Genomic DNA, 16,967 nt, shown 5'->3' on the forward strand with positions numbered 1-16,967 from the left:
ATGGGGTCGTACACGGTTCCCTACGTCATCGAGCGGACCGCGCAGGGCGAGCGGTCCTACGACGTGTTCAGCCGGCTGCTCAACGAGCGGATCGTCTTTCTCGGCACCGAGATCGACGACGGGGTCGCCAACGTCGTGATCGCGCAGCTGCTCCATCTGGAGTCGGCGGCGCCGCAGGCCGAGATCTCCCTCTACCTGAACTCCCCCGGCGGATCGTTCACCTCGCTGATGGCGATCTACGACACGATGACCTTCATCCAGTCGCCGATCTCCACGTTCTGCGTGGGGCAGGCCGCCTCCACGGCGGCGGTGCTGCTGGCCGGCGGCGATCCCGGGCGGCGCTTCGTGCTGGAGCACGCGCGGGTGCTGCTCGGGCAGCCCGCCAGCGGCGGCCGGCAGGGCACGGTCTCCGACCTGGCGCTCCAGGCCAAGGAGATGGTCCGGATCCGCTCCCAGGTCGAGGAGGTGCTGGCCCGGCACACGCGCCACGACGTGGCGGCCCTGCGCGCCGACATGGACCGCGACAAGGTGTTCACCGCCCCGGAGGCGGTGGCCTACGGGCTGGCCGACGAGGTGCTGAGCCGGCGCCTGGTCATGGTCTGAGGCGCCGGCCCGTACGGAGCGGGCTCCGGTCAGGCGGCCAGGCACAGTCCTCCGGAGCGGGAGACCGGGCGGCCGCGGGCGGGGGCCGCGGTGCGGCTGGTGAGCCGGACCAGTTCGCCCTGCGCGAGCGACAGCAGGTCGCCGAGACCGAGCCCGAGGGCCCGCGCCGCGGCCGCGAGGACCTCCGAGGAGGCCTCCTTGCGGCCGCGCTCGATCTCCGACAGGTAGGGCATGGAGATCCGGGCCGTCTCGGCGACGTCCTTGAGGGTGCGCTGCTGCGCCAGGCGTTCCCGGCGCAGCACGTCGCCGACGAGGTCGCGCCACAGAGGCTCCCTCGCGGGGGCGGGCGGCCGCTCGGCCCCGGCGGGGGCGGCGGGCGGACGCAGCGGGACGACGCGGGCGTGGTTCGGCGCTTGGGTGGTCACCGTCCCAGACTAGGAGCCGCGGACGCCGGGGGAAGGCGTGCGCCGGGGATCGGCGTTCCGCTCTGGGTGAAGCACCGGTGCCGCAGGGCGCTGCGGAGCGGGATTCGCCGATCGCGCTCCGGAGGCGCATACTTTTCGGATAGCGGGGTACCGAGGGATCGCGTACCTGGCCGGCGCCGGGACGCCGGTTCGACGCGTACAGGCCGAGGAAAGCAAGCTCGCAGCGAGACTTTCGTGGGAGAGGTAATGGACACCGCCGTGATCCGGTCCGAGGCAGCGGCCGAGGAGGCCGGGACGACCAGGACGGGCGACGGACTGCCGGGTGTCGCCGACCCCCGCACGATCGCTCCGCGGGACGCCCGCGAGCTGTCCCGCCACTTCTTCAGGCGGCTGACGGAGCTCGAAGAGGGCACGCGCGAGTACCAGTACGCGCGCAACACCCTCATTGAGATGAACATGTCGCTGGTGCGGTTCGCGGCCGGCCGGTTCCGCAACCGCGGCGACGACATGGAGGACGTCGTCCAGACCGGGATGATCGGCCTGATCAAGGCGATCGACCGGTTCGAGCTGTCGCGCGAGGTGGAGTTCACCTCGTTCGCGCTGCCCTACATCGTGGGCGAGATCAAGCGCTTCTTCCGGGACACCACCTGGGCCGTGCACGTGCCGCGGCGCCTGCAGGAGCTGCGCGTGGAGCTGGCCCGGGCCCGCGAGGAGCTCTCCAGCCGCCTGGACCGGGACCCCACCGTCGGTGAGCTCGCCACCTTGATGAACCTCTCCGAGAACGAGGTGGTCGAGGCCCAGATCGCCTCCAACGGCTACAACTCCGCGTCGCTGGACGCCGCCCTGACCGGGGACGGCCCCGAGGACGGCGAATCGGTGCTCGCCGACTTCATCGGCGTCGAGGAGGACGGGCTCCGGCTGGTCGAGGACTTCCACTCCCTCGCGCCGCTCCTGGCGAAGCTCGGCGAGCGGGACCGGGAGATCATCCACCTGCGGTTCGTGGAGGAGGCCACCCAGGCGGAGATCGGCGAACGGCTCGGCTGCTCCCAGATGCACGTGTCCCGGCTGATCAAGCGGATCATCACCCAGCTGCGCCAGGGCATGCTGGGCGAGCTCGGCTGCGCCTGACCGGCGAGAGCGCCCCGGCGCGACTGTGCCGCCCCCTTCGTGGAAGTGGGGCGGCACCGCTGTGTCGGGGCTGTGCTGTCGGGGCTGCGCGCGGCCGAACGGTCAGCGCCGGCCGAGGCCCACCCGGGCGCACACCCGCTTGCCCACCGGCACCCGCTCGACCGTGACGTCCGCCAGGGCGTGCACGATCTCCAGACCGTGCCGGCCCACGCGGTTCGGGTCGCGGGGAAAGCGACGGGGCAGGACGGCGCTGCTGTCGTACACGGAGACCGTGACCGCGGTGGCGGTGCCTTCGAGCTCCAGGATGTACGGCCCGTTGCTGTGCCGGTCCGCGTTGGTGACCAGCTCGCTCACCACCAGGAGCAGGGCCTCGGAGGAGCGCGGCTCGATCTCGGCGCACCACTCGCTCCCGAGCTGCTCGAGGAAGAGCAGGGCGAAGGACCGCGCCTCGGCTATGCACCCCGGTTCCCCGGTGTAGTGCGCCGCCCGCCGGAGCGGTTCCACGGGAACGTCGAAACCAGTCGGTATCACTGCCCCGTCCAGGTACTCGATCATGCAAGTCTCTCTCGGAAAGCCGGCCTGGCCGGACACTGTCGCACATGTCCTCGTACCCCGAGCCGCGCGTTTGAGTCCCGGCCGATCGGTGCGACCTCCTGCCGGGACAGCGTACCGGCTCCGACCAGGGGCGATGCGGGGCAGCGGGGCCGGCCGCCCGGCCGGGGCGGACGTCGACGGGCCCCCTTCGGAGCAGGGCCGCGAGCCGGGCGACGGGCTCTTTCGGACTACGGCTGCGAGCCGGACGACGGGACGGACGGCGGGCCGGAGGCCGGCGGCGGGGAGGACGGGCCGGAGGCCGGTGGCGGGGACGACGGGGCGGACTGCTCCGGCGGGGACCCCGGCGAGGTGGGCGGGGACGGCTTCCCGGGCGACTGGGGTGGGGTCGAGGAGGACTCCCGCGGCGGCGAGGTCTCCGACGACGGTGTGGCGGGCGAGGAGGACTCCGTGTGCGGCGACTCGGGCGAGGACGGGGCGGTGGAGGTAGTCGGGCAGCCCGGTGACTGTCCGGAGGCGCCGGGCGGGCACGGCGACCGGGAGCCGGAAGGCGGCGGGAGCACGGTCGCGGTGGGGAGCGGCCAGGGGTTCGCCGGCGGTGGCGACGGGCGGTCGTGGCGGCCGGTGTCGCCGGGGTTCCGGGTGAACCAGTCGTGGTGGCGCAGGTCGAAGACGACGAACTTCTCGACGATCTTCGGCGAGGGCGTCACGACGATGACGTTCTGCGGCCGGTACGAGGGCCATTTCCCGCCGACGTAGCGGGGTGCGGTCTTCTGGGCGACCGGCGGCGTCAGCGGGTTGCCGCAGGCACAGCGGACCCGGGGCGCGCCGTGGTCGTCCACGAGGACGGCCGTGCCCGCCTGCAGGACCGCCTGGTACTCGGTGGCTGCCCCGTCGCGGTAGCCGTGGTTGGTGACGCGGGTGTCCATGCGCAGCTGGAGCGGGGTGAGCGAACGCAGCCAGCCGGGGACGTCACCCGGCCGGACGCCGGCGACGGAGGCGAACGCCCTGTTCTTGGCCGGGTCCGCCGTCAGGGCCCTGATCTGCCGTTCCACGTCGCAGCTGGAGACATTGCGGGTGCCGCCGTAGAGGCCGGCCGCGCCGCCCTGGACGCTCCGCACCACGTTGGCGGGCTGCGACGGCCCGGTCGGTACGGGCGAGGGCGGCGGCGCGGAGTCCTCCTTGGCCGTGGACCCGGTGAAGGGGTCGGGTCCCTTCTGGCCCGCGGACTGCAGGAACACCTCGCCCCGGGCGCTCGAACCGTCGCCGGAGGTGGTGAGGACGACGGCGAGCACCACGACCGCCACCACGGCGGTGACGAGCAGCGCCATCCGGGGCACCGACGACCACCAGGGCCGGTGGGGCTCCGGCGCACCGGCTCCCCCGCCGCCACCCGTGGGGTGGGACGGCGGTCCGGAGGGCGGCTCGGAGGGCCGACCCGACAGGGGGCCGGAGGGCGGGCCGGAGGGACGGCCGGAGGCAGGCGGTTCCGCGGTCACGAGGTCTCCCGAGGTCGACACTTCGCGGCGTATGACCTGATCAAGGCCGCTCTTCCCGCAACGTCACCATTGTGTGCCCCGGTGTGGCGCCGTCCGCAAGCGGACACGGACGGACCTCACGGCGGGCGCGCCGCCGCCGGGCTGCTTAGCGTGGCACCGTGAGTTCGCCCAGTCCCTCCGCGCAGCCGGTCGCCCGCCACGGCTGGGCGCAGGCCGCCGTCACGGCGCTGACGGGGCTGCTCGCGATGATCGTGGTCGCGGCGCTGGGCCTGTGGGCGGCCGGTGCCGCGAACCTCCCCGACCTGGCCTTTCCGCGGGTGGTCGCCGCGACCGTGGTGACGGCGGTCGGCGGCAGCGTGGCGCTCACCGGCACGGCGGGCGACCTCGCACGGACCCATGCCGGGATCACCGTGATGCCGCTGTCGGTCACCCTGGTGGGCGCGCTGGTCGTCGCCGCGGGCTTTCTGCGGCCGCTGCGGCACCGGGCGGTGGCCGGGGTGCGGGAGCTGGCCGGGTGGACCGCCCGGATCGCCGCGGTCTGGCTGGTGCTGCTCGTCGTCCTGGCGCTGGCCGCCCGCCAGGACTTCGCCGTGAACCTGGGCGAGGGGCTGCTCGGCGACATCGGCGACTTCCTGAACGCCTCGCCGCGGGTCGGGTTCGCCGCGCAGGTGCCGTCGACCGCCGTCCTCGGGCTGGTGTGGCTGGCGGGGGTGCTGGTACTGGCCCTGCTGGTGGCGCGCGGGGCGCCATTGCCTCCGCGGCTGCTGCGGTTCCAGACGTCGGTGCGCCCCGCGGCGTACGCCATGGTCGTGCTGCTGCTCACCTACGTCGCCGTGGGCGTCGTCGTCGCGCTCGTCACGGCGGTGACCCGGGGGCATCCGGAGCAGTCGCTCGCGGTGATCCTGCTCGGCATGCCGAACCTGGCCTGGCCGGCCCTGACCATCGGGATGGGCGCCACCTGGAACGGCAGGGTGGACGGCCCGTTCGGGCTGCCCATGCCGCATCTGCTGGACGAGGTGCTGCGCACCCCGGACGTCTCCGCGCTCAACCTGCGCACGCTGGCCGAGCACGACGGCAGGGTGTGGTGGCTGGTGGTCGCCGACGCGGTGCTGCTGCCGGCCGCCGCGTTCCTGATGGCCTGCCGCTCACCGGCCCGGGTGCGTGTGTGGCGGCACGCCCTGCACATGGCCCTCGCCCTGGCCCTGACGGTGCTGATGATCTGCCTCGTCGGCCGGATCTCCGCGCACTACGGGCTCTCCCTGTTCGGCATCGGCGACCTGGGCGGCGGGCTGTCCGGGGAGCTGCTCCTGAGGCCGCAACTGTGGGGCGCGCTGGGCCTCGCGGTGCTGTGGGGCCTGGCCACCGGCTTCCTCGGCGCACTGCTCGCCCGGCGGGTGCGCCGGACGGGCGAGGTCGACGACGGTGAGGACGGGCGTGCCGAGGGGGGCGGAGTCGAGTCGGGCGGCGTCGAGGGCCGCTAGGTGCTGTGGCCGGAAAGGTTCACCGGCTCGCGACGCCCGGCACGGCTCCCCCAAGCTCTGCGAGCAGGGGGAAACCCCCAGCCGCGTTGTCGCATCACCCGAGTACATCCAGTACGCGGGCGACGCTCCGCCTTGCGATGCTCCCCCACAGCCTGAACGGCGTGGGAGGTGCCCCCAGCACCGGACGCCGCGAGCTTTCCGGCAAACCTTTCCGGCCACAGCACTAGCCACCGGCGCCGAACACCGGGCGGGCCCAGTGCGGCGGCTCGGGGGTGCCCGCCCCGTCGGCCACCGGCAGATCCACCTCGGTCGCCGGGTGCCCCGCCGTCGTGCCGCCCGCGGCGGCGGTGCGCAGGGCGGCGACGAAGGCGCGGCAGGAGTCGTAGCGGTCGTCGGGGCTCTTCGCGAGCGCCCTGGCGAAGACGTCGTCGACGGGCGCGGCGAGGTCGGGGCGCTCCCCGGTCAGCGGCGGCGGCTCGTCGTACTGGTGGGCCCACAGCAGGGCCATGTCGTCGTCCCGCCGGAAGGGCGGATGGCCGGCCAGCATCTCGTAGACCACGCAGGCGAAGCTGTAGACGTCGCAGCGCGCGTCCACCGGGCGCCCGGCGATCTGCTCGGGGGCCACGTAGTCGAGCGTGCCGACGAACTGGCCGACGGTGGTGAAGCCGCTCAGGGACAGGGACTTCTTGGTCAGTCCGAAGTCGGCCAGGTAGGCGTGCTCGGGGTGGTCGCTGTCGGTGCCGTGGGCCATCAGGATGTTCCCGGGCTTCACGTCCCGGTGGACCAGGCCGTGCTCGTGGGCGGCGTCCAGCGCGGAGGCGATCTGCGCGGCGATCCGCGTGGCCGCAGCGAGCGGCAGCGGGCCCTGCGCGTCGAGCAGGTGGCGCAGGTCGCTGCCGGGGACGTAGCGCATGGCGATGTAGAGGACGCCGTCCGTCTCGCCCGCCTCGTAGACGGGCACGATGTTCGGGTGGTCGATGGCGGCGGCCGCCCGGGACTCGTGCATGAAGCGCTGCCGGAAGGTGTCGTTGCGGGCGAGTTCGGGGGCGAGCAGCTTGAGCGCGACGGTGCGGTCCAGGTGCAGGTCGCGGGCCCGGAGGACGACGGCCATGCCGCCGCGCCCGATCTCCTGCTCGATGCGGTACCCGGCGAGCTCTTTCCCGAGCAGTTCCGAGGGGCGTCCCGAGAACAGGCCGGTGTCGTGCGGCATCAGGACTCACCGTCCGCGGGGACCTCGCGGGTGGCGCCGGGGCCGGCGCCGGCGGGGGCCCGCGGCGCCCGGTCGGCCGCGTAGGTGGCCGTGCGGGAGCCGTCCGCGTACACCCAGCGCCCCTGCTCGGCGTCGTAGAGCCACATCGACTCGCCGTCGACGACGATGCCGATCCGCAGCCCCCGGGTGCGGTGACCGAAGGTCTCGCGGTCGATCCCTCCGCCGGCCAGGTCCTCCACGGCGACCCGGTAGCTCGCCAGGGCGTGTTCGGCGTGGGCGAGCAGCGGACGCGGGTCGCCCACGCCGAACGGTCCGCCGGGGCCGGGCGGGTCGTGCGGCACGGCGACCAGGCGACGGCCGTCGACCCAGGCGGACCAGCCGTTGGCGCACACCACGCGTCCCCAGTCGCCGCGGCGCTCCGCGAGTTCCACGGGCAGCAGGGGGTCGAGGGGCACCGTGGGGCGGTCGGGGTCGGGTGCCTCCCAGGCCGGCATTCCGTCCTGGGGGACGACGTGGGTGGGGCGGAAGCCCGGGGTCGTCATCGCACCGTCCTCACTTCCGCATCACCGCGGGCTCGCGCAGGCGCAGCAGCCGGGACACCAGGTATCCGCAGAGCACCGACAGCACCACCAGCATCCCCATGTTGACCAGCCACATCCCGGGCGTGTGCCGGAACAGCGGGTCGGCGGTCTGGGGGCCCGGCAGGATGCGGGCCAGGCCGATCGTGTCGGCCATCGCGGCGAACGCCCAGCGGGAGGGCACCAGCCAGGACAGCTGCTCCAGCACGGGGACGCCGTGCAGGGTGACCAGGGCGCCGCACAGGACGACCTGGACGATGGCCAGCAGCACCAGCAGCGGCATCGTCACCTCCTCCCTGCGGACCATGGCGGACACCACGAGGCCGAACATCATCGCCGTGAACGCGAGCAGGGCGACGGCGAGGGTGATCTCGGCCAGCGGCGGCAGGAACACCCCCTGTCCGCTGGGGGCATTGAGGTCCACGCCGAGCAGGGCCACCAGGGTCAGGACGACCGCCTGGAGCACGGTCACCGTGCCCAGGACCACCACCTTCGACATGAGGTACGCCGATCTGGACAGGCCCACGGCCCGCTCCCGCTGGTAGATCACCCGCTCCTTGACGAGTTCGCGCACGGCGTTGGCGGCACCCGTCAGCACCGCGCCGACGCACAGGACGAGCAGGGCGGAGGTGGCCTTGTCGGCCACCAGCTCGCCGCCCGCCAGGACGCGGGCCATGGCCCCCATCACGAACGGCAGCGCGATCATGACGATGAGGAAGGTCCGGTCCGCGGCGAGCACGGAGGTGTAGCGGCGGATCAGCGTGCCGAGCTGCGCGCCCCGGCTGCGGGGGCGGGGCGGCGGTGCCGCGACGGCGGGCACGGAGTCCGGCTGCGGCGGCTGGGAGGTCGCGTCGACGACGTACTGCCGGTGGAACCGCGAGGCGCGGTACTGCTCGGCCCAGTCCCGCTCCCGGTCCCGTTCGAAGGCCTCGAACGCCTCCGGCCAGTGGGCGAAGCCGAAGAAGTCGAGGGTCTCCTCGGGCGGCCCGTAGTAGCCGATCCGGCCGCCGGGGGCGAGCACCAGCAGCCGGTCGCAGACGTCGAGGCTGAGCACGCTGTGGGTGACCACGATGACGGTGCGGCCGTCGTCGGCCAGCCCGCGCAGCGTCTGCATCACGGAGCGGTCCATCCCGGGGTCGAGCCCGGACGTCGGCTCGTCGAGGAAGAGCAGGGACGGCTTGGTGAGCAGTTCCAGGGCGACACTGACCCGTTTGCGCTGTCCGCCGGAGAGGCTGTGCACGGGCTGTCCGGCCCGCTGTTCCAGGCCCAGCTCGCGGATGACCTCCTCGACCCGGGCGCGCCGCTCCTCCGGGGCCGTGTCCTGTGGGAAGCGCAGTTCGGCGGCGTAGGCGAGGGCGTCGTGGACGGTCAGCTGGACGTGCAGGATGTCGTCCTGGGGGACCAGGCCGATGCGCTGGCGCAGCTCGGCGTAGTCGCGGTACAGGTCCCGGCCGTCGTAGAGGACCGTGCCGTGGCCGGCGGGCCGCTGTCCGGTCAGGGCGTTCAGCAGGGTGGTCTTGCCCGAGCCACTGGGCCCCACGACGGCGAGCAGGCACTTCTCCCCCACCGGGAAGGACACGTGGTCGAGCAGGACCTTGCGGCCCTGGTCGACGGTGACCGTGAGGTCCTGCACGTCGAGCGAGACCTCGCCGGTGTCGACGTACTCCTGCAGCTGGTCGCCGACGAGGCGGAACGCCGAGTGGCCGATGCCGACGACGTCGTCGGGCCCGATCGGCGCCCGCTCGACGAGCTGCCCGTTGAGGAACGTGCCGTTGTGGCTGCCGACGTCGACGATCTCGTACGTGCCGTCCGCGTGGGCCCGCAGTTCGGCGTGCCGGCGGGAGACGACCAGGTCGTCGAGGACGAGGTCGTTGTCCTCGGCGCGGCCGATGCGGACGGTGCGCGCGGGCAGCGGCCGCACCGTGGTGGGCTGCCGGAAGACCGCGGTGCGTGCGGCCGGGGGCCCGGGCGGCGCCGGGGAACGGCCGACGAGGACGGCGCGCGGTCCGTCGGCGGGGTTGCCGAAGCGGATCACGCTGCCGGGGCCGACGTCCCAGTCGTGGATTCTGCGCCCGTCGGCGTAGGTGCCGTTGGTGCTGTGGTCGTCGTGGAGCGTCCAGTGGCCGTCCTTCGGGCGCAGCACCGCGTGGTGCCAGGAGACCCGGGCGTCGTCGAGGACGACGTCGCTGAGCGGGTCGCGTCCGACGTGGTAGGCGCGGCCCGGGGTCATGACTGTCGAGCCCGTCTCCGTCTCGAGGACGAGCTCGGGCGCAGTCGGCGCGACCGGCCGCTCAGCCATGCCAGAATTCTAACGATGTGCCCATATATGCGCCGTTCGACGCGGGCGTCGGGCCACCGTCGGAGGTACGTCAGGCCACCGGGAGGTAGAGCGCGGGGACGGTCCGCTGCATCCGCAGGGCGTCCACCGACTCGGCGAGCAGCTCGTACTCGGTGGTGTCGTCGCTGGCGGCGATCCGCACCAGCCGTCCGGCGGCCAACTCGTCGGCGACCAGTTCCTGTTGGACCAGGTCGGCGCACCAGCCGCGCAGTATGCCGGGGACGTCGGGGACCGACTGCGGGACAGGCACGAGCGCGCTCGCGGGGACGTGGGTGCTGTGGGGACCGGGGTCGAGCCGTTCGGCCATCCAGGAGGCGCGGTCGCGCAGCCACCACAGCGCCAGCGCCAGGGTCGGCGCCCGGTAGGTGCCGAGCGGTACGCCGATGCGCCGGCCCCCGCATACGCCGTACCCGGTGACATGGCACAGGAATTCGTCGTGCACTGCTCCTCCCCCGTCGCGTCGTTCGCCTGCCGGCTCTGCCTCGCTCTCTCTGCGGCTCCTGTGCGGTGAAACGTCCCTGACCTTCGAGTATGTTGACTACAGAAACACTGTCACCATGACTTTCCGGCCAGTTCCCTGGCATATTCCGCGCGATTCCTGGCCGGAACAGCGCGCCTCCACGCACCCCGGGGCATTACCCGCGCGGTAATCGACCGCCGCGGCACGACCCGGCATGGTGGTCGCATCGGGCCGCCGGTCACGGCGGACCCGGTTCCGACCAGCAGAGACGACCTCGACGGAGGCTGATTCGCCATGTCCGCCCACCCCGACCGCCACGAAATCGCCGTCGCCCGCTACTTCGAGGCCTGGAACGCCACCGGGCCGCAGGCGCTGGCCAAGGCGGTGGCCGCCGCCTGGACCCCGGACGGCACCTACACCGACCCCCTCGCCGACGTCGGCGGGCACGACGGGATCGCCGCCGTGATCGCGGCGGCCCACGAGCAGTTCCCCGGCTTCTCCTTCCGCCTCGCGGGCTCCGTCGACGGCCACCACGACACGGCGCGCTTCTCCTGGGAGCTGGTGAGCGACGCGGACGGCACGGCGCCGGTCGCCGGGTCCGACGTGATCACCCTGGACGGCGAGGGGCGGATCCGGGCCGTGCTCGGGTTCCTGGACCGGGTGCCCGCCGGGGCCTGAAACGGCGGTGGCGGCGGGGGCAAGCCACCCGGCGGCACCGGGGACCGCGCAGGTCGGAGGTGGGGGCGGGTGCCGGTGCGGCACCCGCCCCCACCTCCGACCGGGTCACGGCTTGACGAGCGCGTCGATCCGCGTCAGCTCCTCCGCGTCGAAGTCCAGGTTGCCGATCGCCGCGACGCTGTCCTCCAGCTGCCGCGGGCTGCTCGCGCCGACCAGCGCGGAGGTCACCCGGCCGCCGCGCAGCACCCAGGCCAGCGCCATCTGGGCCAGCGACTGGCCGCGGGCCCCCGCCATCTCGTCCAGCGCGCGCAGCCTGCCCACCAGCTCCTCGGTGACCGCGTCGGAGTGGAGGAAGGGGCTGTCGCTCGCCGCCCGCGAGTCCTCGGGTATGCCGTCGAGGTAGCGGCCGGTGAGCAGGCCCTGCTCCAGCGGGGAGTAGGCGATGGAGCCGACCTGGAGCTCGTCGAGGGTGTCGAGGAGGCCCTCGTCCTCGGGGCGGCGGTCGAGCATGGAGTAGCGCGGCTGGTGGATCAGGAGCGGGGTGCCCAGCTCGCCGAGGATGCGGGCGGCCTCGCGGGTCTGCTCCGGGGAGTAGTTGGAGACGCCGACGTAGAGCGCCTTGCCCTGCTGGACCGCGGAGTGCAGGGCGCCCATCGTCTCCTCCAGCGGAGTGTCCGGGTCGAAGCGGTGGGAGTAGAAGATGTCGACGTACTCCAGGCCCATCCGCCCCAGGCTCTGGTCGAGCGAGGACAGCAGGTACTTGCGGGAGCCCCACTCGCCGTACGGGCCCGGCCACATCAGGTAGCCGGCCTTGGTGGAGATCACCAGCTCGTCGCGGTACGGCGCGAGGTCGGCCCGCAGCGCCTCGCCCAGCGCGGACTCGGCGGCGCCAGGCGGCGGGCCGTAGTTGTTGGCCAGGTCGAAGTGGGTGACCCCGAGGTCGAAGGCGCGCCGCAGGATCGCCCGCTGGGTCTCCACCGGGCGGTCGGGGCCGAAGTTGTGCCACAGGCCGAGCGACAGCGCGGGGAGCTTCAGGCCACTGCGTCCGGTGCGCCGGTAGGGCATGTCCGCGTAACGGTCGGGGTGGGCGGTGTACAACGCGACTCCAGAGGGGTTGGCACTGCGGGCGACCGGTTCCGGGGAACCGGCGTCCCACTCTCGCGCGACCTGCGGGCAGTGGTCCAACAGAAGAATCCGATGGAATTCAGCGGATACGCTTCTCAGTCATGGAACTGCGTCACCTCCAGCACTTCGTCGCCGTCGCCGAGGACCAGCACTTCACCCGGGCCGCGGAGCGGCTGATGGTGTCCCAGTCGGGCCTGTCGGCGTCGATCCGGGCGCTGGAGCGGGAACTGCGCGCCCCGCTGTTCGTGCGCACCACCCGCCGGGTCACCCTCACGGAGGCCGGGCGCGCCCTGCTCGGCGAGGCGGAGCGGATCCTGGCGCAGGTGCGGTCGGCGCACGAGGCGGTGGCCGCGGTGCAGGGTGTGCTGCGGGGCACGCTCGCGCTCGGCACCGAGCAGTGCATCGCGGGCGTGCACGTGGCCTCGCTGCTCGCCGCGTTCCGGCGGCGGCACCCGGACGTGGAGATCCGGCTGCGGCAGGCGGGGTCCGGCGCTCTCGCGGAGGAGGTCGCGGCCGGACGGCTGGATCTCGCGTTCGCCTACCGGACGCAGGCGGACACCGACCAGCTGCGCTCGGTGGCGCTGACCAGTGAGCCGATGACGGTGCTGTGCCACCCCGACCACCGCCTCACCGCGCCCGGAGCGGTCCTCACCCCCCAGGACCTCGGCGGCGAGGTCTTCGTCGACTTCCACCCCGACTGGGGGCCGCGCCGCACCACCGACGCGGCCTTCTCCGCGGCGGGCGTCCGGCGGACCGTGGCCCTGGAGGTGAACGACGTGCACAGCCTCCTCGACCTGGTCGACGAGAACCTCGGCGTCGCCGTCGTCCCCAGCCACTTCCGGCACAAGCGCCCCACGCTCACCGCGCTGTCGCTCAAGGGCACCGGCGAGACCGAGTACGAGACGGTCGCGCTGCTGCCCCCGTCGCAGGCCACCAGTCCGGCGGCCCGGGCGCTGATGGCCCTGCTCGAGACCGGCGGCCCGGTCCCCTCGCCGGACGCGTCCGGCACGGGCTGACCGGACGGCCCGAGGACGGGGCCGGCCGGGCGATCGGGACTGCCGGACGATCGGGATCGGTCGGGCGCCCCGGGCGGGCGCGGATCGCGGGAGCCCGGCGGGTGGCGCCGCCCGGTCGCTTCCCGCATGCCGGGGTTCCGGACGCATGACGGACCGCGATGCGCGATGGTGGACGTATGCATGCGAAGGACGTCCTCATCGACGGCTACGGCCGTGTCCGGGAAGAAGTCCATGCCGCCGTCGACGGCCTGCCGGCACAGCTGCTCAACGCCCGGCCCGCCGCCGACGCCAACTCCGTCTCCTGGCTCCTCTGGCACCTCACCCGGGTGCAGGACGACCATGTCGCCGACGCCTTCGGCCTGGACCAGGTGTGGCTGGCCCAGGGCTGGGAGAAACGCTTCGGCCTCGATCTGAACCGGCGCGACACGGGCTACGGCCACAGCCCCGCGAAGGTCGCGAAGGTGCGGGTCGACTCCGCGGACCTGCTGACCGGGTACTACGACGCCGTGCACGAGCAGACCCTGCGGGCCCTGCGCGAGCTGACCGCGAAGGACCTCGGACGCGTCGTCGACGAGCGCTGGGATCCGCCCGTGACGCTGGGCGTCCGGCTGATGAGCGTCCTGTCCGACGATCTGCAGCACGCCGGACAGGCCGCCTACGTCAGGGGCCTGCTTCAGAGCGCGGACGCGTAGCCCGGCAGGACCACGTCACGCAGGAGGGCCGCGCGCTCGTCGAACGGGATGAACGCGCTCTTGACCGCGTTCACGGTGACCGTGCGCAGGTCCTCCACCGTCCAGCCCGCCTGCTCGACCAGCAGGGACATCTCACGGGTCATCGTCGTGCCGGACACCAGGCGGTTGTCGGTGTTGAGGGTGACCCGGAAGCCGAGGTCCTTCAGCGCGGTGATGGGATGCCCGGCGATCGAGGTGGCGGCGCCGGTCTGCAGGTTGGAGGTCGGGCACATCTCCAGGGCGACGCGGCGGTCGCGCACCCAGCCCGCCAGCCGGCCCAGCTTGCCGTCGACGATGTCCTCGGTGATGCGCACGCCGTGGCCGACGCGCTGGGCGCCGCAGACCTGGAGCGCCTGGTGGATGCTGGGCAGGCCGTGCGCCTCGCCGGCGTGGATGGTGAACGGCACGCTCTCGCGGCGCAGGTGCTCGAAGGCGGCCAGGTGGTCGGCGGGCGGGAAGCCGTCCTCGGCACCGGCGATGTCGAAGCCGACGACGCCCGCGTCCCGGTAGGCGACCGCGAGGTCGGCGGCCTCCCGGACGCGGTCGAACATCCGCATCCCGCACAGCAGCGTGCCGACCCGGACCGGCGTACCGGCGGCCGCGGCCTTGGCCATACCGGCCGCGAGTCCCTCCTGCACGGTCTCGACGACCTCCGCGAGGGTCAGCCCGCCCTGGAGCATCAGCTCGGGGGCGTAGCGCACCTCGGCGTAGACGACGCCGTCCGCGGCCAGGTCCAGTACGTACTCCTCGGCGGTGCGCAGCAGGCCCTCACGGTTCTGCATCACTGCGAGGGTGTGCTCGAAGGTGGCTATGTAGCGGACCAGGTCGCCGGAGTTCGCGGCCTCGTAGTACCAGGCGGCGAGCTCGTCGGGGTCGGTGGTGGGCAGGGCGTGGCCGACCGCGGCCGCGAGCTCGACGACGGTGGCGGGGCGCAGGCCGCCGTCGAGGTGGTCGTGCAGCACGGCCTTGGGGAGGCGGCGGATCACTTCGGTGTCTACGCGCGTAGCGGTCATGATGGGTCTTTCCTTGGGCGGGCGGTTCGAAGTGGCGGTGGGAGCGTGCGGACGTGCGGCGGAGGAGCGTGCGGCGGAAGGAGGCTCAGCCGGCGGGCTGGAGCAGATCCCAGCGGTTGCCGTACAGGTCCTGGAAGACGGCGACCGTGCCGTACGGCTCGTGCCGGGGCTCCTCCAGGAACGTCACGCCCGCGGCGCGCATCCGGGCGTGGTCGCCCGCGAAGTCGTCGGTGTGCAGGAAGAACCCGACGCGTCCGCCGGTCTGGTCGCCGACCCGGGCGCGCTGGGTCCCGCCCTCGGCGCGGGCGAGCAGCAGACCGGTGGCGGGGCCCGCGCCGTCCGGGCCCGGCGCCCCCGCCTCGACGACGACCCAGCGGGAGCCGTCCGGGCGCGGGACGTCCTCGACGAGCCGGAAGCCGAGGGCTTCGGTGTAGAAGCGGATCGCCTCGTCGTAGTCGTCGACGACGAGGGTGACCAGGGCGACGCGTCTCATCGGGGCCTTTCGGGGAGGGCGATTGACGGGTGAGGTTATACGTAAAACCCGCACATACGCCAGTCCCGGCCCTACCGGGGGTGGGATTTCGGCGCGCCGGCGGCGGCTCAGTGGGACGCGTCGCCCTGCGCGATCTCGACCCGGTGGTGGAAGTCGATCAGGCCGGTGGCCGAGGCGGTGAAGGAGAGCGTGGTGCACGCCATCAGCAGGGCGGCGATCCGCAGCGCGGCACGGCGCGGCACCTGCGGAGCGGCCAGCAGGGCCTTGACGCGGTGCGGGATCGGGCCGGAGGTGGCGGCCGGGGCGACCTCGGGGCGCGCGGAGGGGGCCTCCCGGCCGGCGAGCGCGGCGCGGGCGACGGCGCGGGCGGTCAGCCGCCGGTCGCCGACCGCGGCGGCCGCGGCCTCGTCGGCGACGCGTTCGGCCGCGAGGCGGATGGTGTCGCGGACCGGGCGCAGGGCGGGGTGGCAGTGGGCGGCGAGTTCGGCGGCGGCCAGGAAGTAGTGGTGGCCGCCCCGGTTGTGGGCGCGCTCGTGGGCGAACAGCACCTCCCGCTCGGCCGCGTCGAGGCTGCGCAGCATCGCGGTGGTGACGACGATGCGGTGCGGGCGGCCGGGCAGGGCGTACGCGTCCGGGTGCGGGGAGTCGACCACGCAGAGGTCGCCCGCGGCGGGCCCGCGGCCGGCCTCCGTCCGGGCGCTGCGGAAGGCCCGGAACTCCCGCAGTGCCGCACGTCCCAGGGTGATCGCGCACACGGCGAGCGCTCCGACGGAGACGGCCGCGGCCGGTACGACCACCAGGTACGGCGCGGTGGCCAGCGGGTGGATCAGCTCACCCAGCGCGGCCAGGGCGGGCAGCTTGAGCAGGCCGATGAGGACGAAGGCGCCGAGCGCCGCGAGGGAGCAGCCCGCCAGCACGACCGAGCAGACCGTGATCACCCACAGCGCGGCGCCGGGGGCGAGGCGGTCGAGGGCGCGCCGGGCCGCCGCCGGTACGGCGAACGGCAGCAGGAGCGGCAGCAGGAGCAGCGCCGTCATCGCTCACCGGGTTCGAGCAGGTCGCGCAGGATGCGCTCGTCGTCGGGGCTGAGCTGTGCGACGAAGCGGGCGAGGACCCGCTCGCGGTCGGTGTCGCGGGCGAGTTCGGTGTGCATCCGGCGGGCGGTCAGCCCGGGCGCGTCCTGGACGGGGTAGTAGGCGTAGCCACGGCCCTGGCGGCGGCGCTCGACGACGCCCTTGTCGTGCAGCCGGGTGAGGATGGTGGTCACCGTGGTGCGGGCCAGTCCGGCGCCGAGGGCGAGCTGGACCTGACCGGCGGTCCGGGGTGCGTCGGCGGCCCAGAGAACGGCCATGACACTGGCTTCGAGCTCGCCCGCCGGCCGGCGTTCGTCCTTGGCGTCGGTCATCCGAAGGTCCCTCACCCGTCATCGTCCGCGGCCCCGGCGGACCGTCTACACGATAGTAGTCGTCCGAAGCGGTCATCGGGGCGTCCCACCCGTGGCGGGCCCGCACGCCCGTTGTGGGAGGGCTGTCGCAGGCGACCGGCGGGGACGGGCGGGATGGCCGGCGGGGACCGGGTACCCGTGCCGGGGAGGCCCTTCGGCACCATCGGCACCACCGGGCCTCAGGACCATCGGC

Annotated in this window: 18 protein-coding genes; 6 read left to right on the plus strand and 12 right to left on the minus strand. The window is 73.7% G+C overall.

The annotated features are described in order from the left end of the window. Nucleotides 1-603, plus strand: coding sequence for a ClpP family protease (locus ACIQ9G_RS20925; RefSeq protein WP_403611513.1), 603 nt, complete (start codon nt 1-3; stop codon nt 601-603). Nucleotides 604-632: 29 nt separating this feature from the next. On the opposite strand, the gene ACIQ9G_RS20930 is transcribed toward ACIQ9G_RS20925, so the two are convergent. Next, entirely contained in the window at nt 633-1,028 is a 396-nt protein-coding gene (locus tag ACIQ9G_RS20930) for a helix-turn-helix domain-containing protein (RefSeq protein ID WP_403611516.1), read from the minus strand. A 246-nt stretch (nt 1,029-1,274) separates the two neighbouring features. On the opposite strand from ACIQ9G_RS20930, the gene ACIQ9G_RS20935 reads away from it, so the two are divergent. Further along, nucleotides 1,275-2,156, plus strand: a complete 882-nt coding sequence (locus ACIQ9G_RS20935) for an RNA polymerase sigma factor SigF (protein ID WP_403611518.1) — start codon at nt 1,275-1,277, stop codon at nt 2,154-2,156. 102 nt (nt 2,157-2,258) lie between these two features. Here the strand turns inward: ACIQ9G_RS20935 and ACIQ9G_RS20940 are convergent, their stop codons facing one another. Together ACIQ9G_RS20940 and ACIQ9G_RS20945 are read right to left on the minus strand one after the other, a co-directional pair. Then, nucleotides 2,259-2,711 (minus strand): ATP-binding protein, encoded by a 453-nt coding sequence (locus ACIQ9G_RS20940; protein WP_403611521.1) that lies wholly within the window; start codon nt 2,709-2,711, stop codon nt 2,259-2,261. A gap of 227 nt (nt 2,712-2,938) precedes the next feature. Then, the gene (locus tag ACIQ9G_RS20945) at nt 2,939-4,207 is read right to left on the minus strand and encodes a DUF6777 domain-containing protein (protein ID WP_403611523.1); all 1,269 of its coding nucleotides are present in this window, start codon (nt 4,205-4,207) and stop codon (nt 2,939-2,941) included. Between the two features lie 158 nt (nt 4,208-4,365). Between ACIQ9G_RS20945 and ACIQ9G_RS20950 the strand changes: the two genes are divergently transcribed. After that, entirely contained in the window at nt 4,366-5,688 is a 1,323-nt protein-coding gene (locus ACIQ9G_RS20950) for a streptophobe family protein (protein WP_403611525.1), read from the plus strand. A 223-nt stretch (nt 5,689-5,911) separates the two neighbouring features. Here the strand turns inward: ACIQ9G_RS20950 and ACIQ9G_RS20955 are convergent, their stop codons facing one another. The 4 genes from ACIQ9G_RS20955 to ACIQ9G_RS20970 form a co-directional block, all read right to left on the minus strand. Continuing rightward, nucleotides 5,912-6,898: a serine/threonine-protein kinase gene (locus tag ACIQ9G_RS20955; protein ID WP_403611528.1), complete on the minus strand. Its 987-nt coding sequence runs from the start codon at nt 6,896-6,898 to the stop codon at nt 5,912-5,914. Beyond that, nucleotides 6,898-7,440 (minus strand): hypothetical protein, encoded by a 543-nt coding sequence (locus tag ACIQ9G_RS20960; RefSeq protein WP_403611531.1) that lies wholly within the window; start codon nt 7,438-7,440, stop codon nt 6,898-6,900. The genes ACIQ9G_RS20955 and ACIQ9G_RS20960 overlap by 1 nt, the downstream gene beginning before the upstream one ends. 10 nt (nt 7,441-7,450) lie before the next feature. Next, nucleotides 7,451-9,775, minus strand: a complete 2,325-nt coding sequence (locus ACIQ9G_RS20965) for an FHA domain-containing protein (protein WP_403611534.1) — start codon at nt 9,773-9,775, stop codon at nt 7,451-7,453. A 70-nt stretch (nt 9,776-9,845) separates the two neighbouring features. Further along, on the minus strand, nt 9,846-10,256 hold the full coding sequence (locus ACIQ9G_RS20970; protein ID WP_403611537.1) for a hypothetical protein: 411 nt from the start codon (nt 10,254-10,256) through the stop codon (nt 9,846-9,848). Between the two features lie 312 nt (nt 10,257-10,568). On the opposite strand from ACIQ9G_RS20970, the gene ACIQ9G_RS20975 reads away from it, so the two are divergent. Further along, nucleotides 10,569-10,952, plus strand: a complete 384-nt coding sequence (locus ACIQ9G_RS20975) for a nuclear transport factor 2 family protein (RefSeq protein WP_403611540.1) — start codon at nt 10,569-10,571, stop codon at nt 10,950-10,952. Nucleotides 10,953-11,057: 105 nt separating this feature from the next. On the opposite strand, the gene mgrA is transcribed toward ACIQ9G_RS20975, so the two are convergent. Next, nucleotides 11,058-12,050 (minus strand): L-glyceraldehyde 3-phosphate reductase, encoded by a 993-nt coding sequence (mgrA, locus tag ACIQ9G_RS20980; protein WP_403611543.1) that lies wholly within the window; start codon nt 12,048-12,050, stop codon nt 11,058-11,060. A gap of 128 nt (nt 12,051-12,178) precedes the next feature. Between mgrA and ACIQ9G_RS20985 the strand changes: the two genes are divergently transcribed. Continuing rightward, a complete protein-coding gene (locus ACIQ9G_RS20985) occupies nt 12,179-13,093 on the plus strand; it encodes a LysR substrate-binding domain-containing protein (RefSeq protein WP_403611545.1) in 915 nt (304 codons plus the stop codon). A gap of 176 nt (nt 13,094-13,269) precedes the next feature. After that, nucleotides 13,270-13,785 carry a DUF664 domain-containing protein gene (locus ACIQ9G_RS20990; RefSeq protein ID WP_403611548.1) on the plus strand — a complete coding sequence of 172 codons (516 nt, stop codon included), beginning with the start codon at nt 13,270-13,272 and terminating at the stop codon, nt 13,783-13,785. Here ACIQ9G_RS20990 and ACIQ9G_RS20995 read toward each other — a convergent pair. The 4 genes from ACIQ9G_RS20995 to ACIQ9G_RS21010 form a co-directional block, all read right to left on the minus strand. Beyond that, entirely contained in the window at nt 13,767-14,837 is a 1,071-nt protein-coding gene (locus ACIQ9G_RS20995; protein WP_403611550.1) for an adenosine deaminase, read from the minus strand. The two genes, ACIQ9G_RS20990 and ACIQ9G_RS20995, sit on opposite strands and share 19 nt — an antisense overlap. Before the next feature lie 85 nt (nt 14,838-14,922). Then, nucleotides 14,923-15,330: a VOC family protein gene (locus tag ACIQ9G_RS21000; RefSeq protein ID WP_403611552.1), complete on the minus strand. Its 408-nt coding sequence runs from the start codon at nt 15,328-15,330 to the stop codon at nt 14,923-14,925. A gap of 107 nt (nt 15,331-15,437) precedes the next feature. After that, nucleotides 15,438-16,367: a M48 family metalloprotease gene (locus ACIQ9G_RS21005; protein ID WP_403611555.1), complete on the minus strand. Its 930-nt coding sequence runs from the start codon at nt 16,365-16,367 to the stop codon at nt 15,438-15,440. Next, nucleotides 16,364-16,735: a BlaI/MecI/CopY family transcriptional regulator gene (locus ACIQ9G_RS21010; protein ID WP_403611557.1), complete on the minus strand. Its 372-nt coding sequence runs from the start codon at nt 16,733-16,735 to the stop codon at nt 16,364-16,366. The genes ACIQ9G_RS21005 and ACIQ9G_RS21010 overlap by 4 nt, the downstream gene beginning before the upstream one ends. Between the last annotated feature and the right edge of the window lie 232 nt (nt 16,736-16,967).

The sequence above is a fragment of the Streptomyces sp. NPDC096152 genome (assembly GCF_044763235.1).
In the GTDB taxonomy this organism is placed as follows: domain Bacteria; phylum Actinomycetota; class Actinomycetes; order Streptomycetales; family Streptomycetaceae; genus Streptomyces.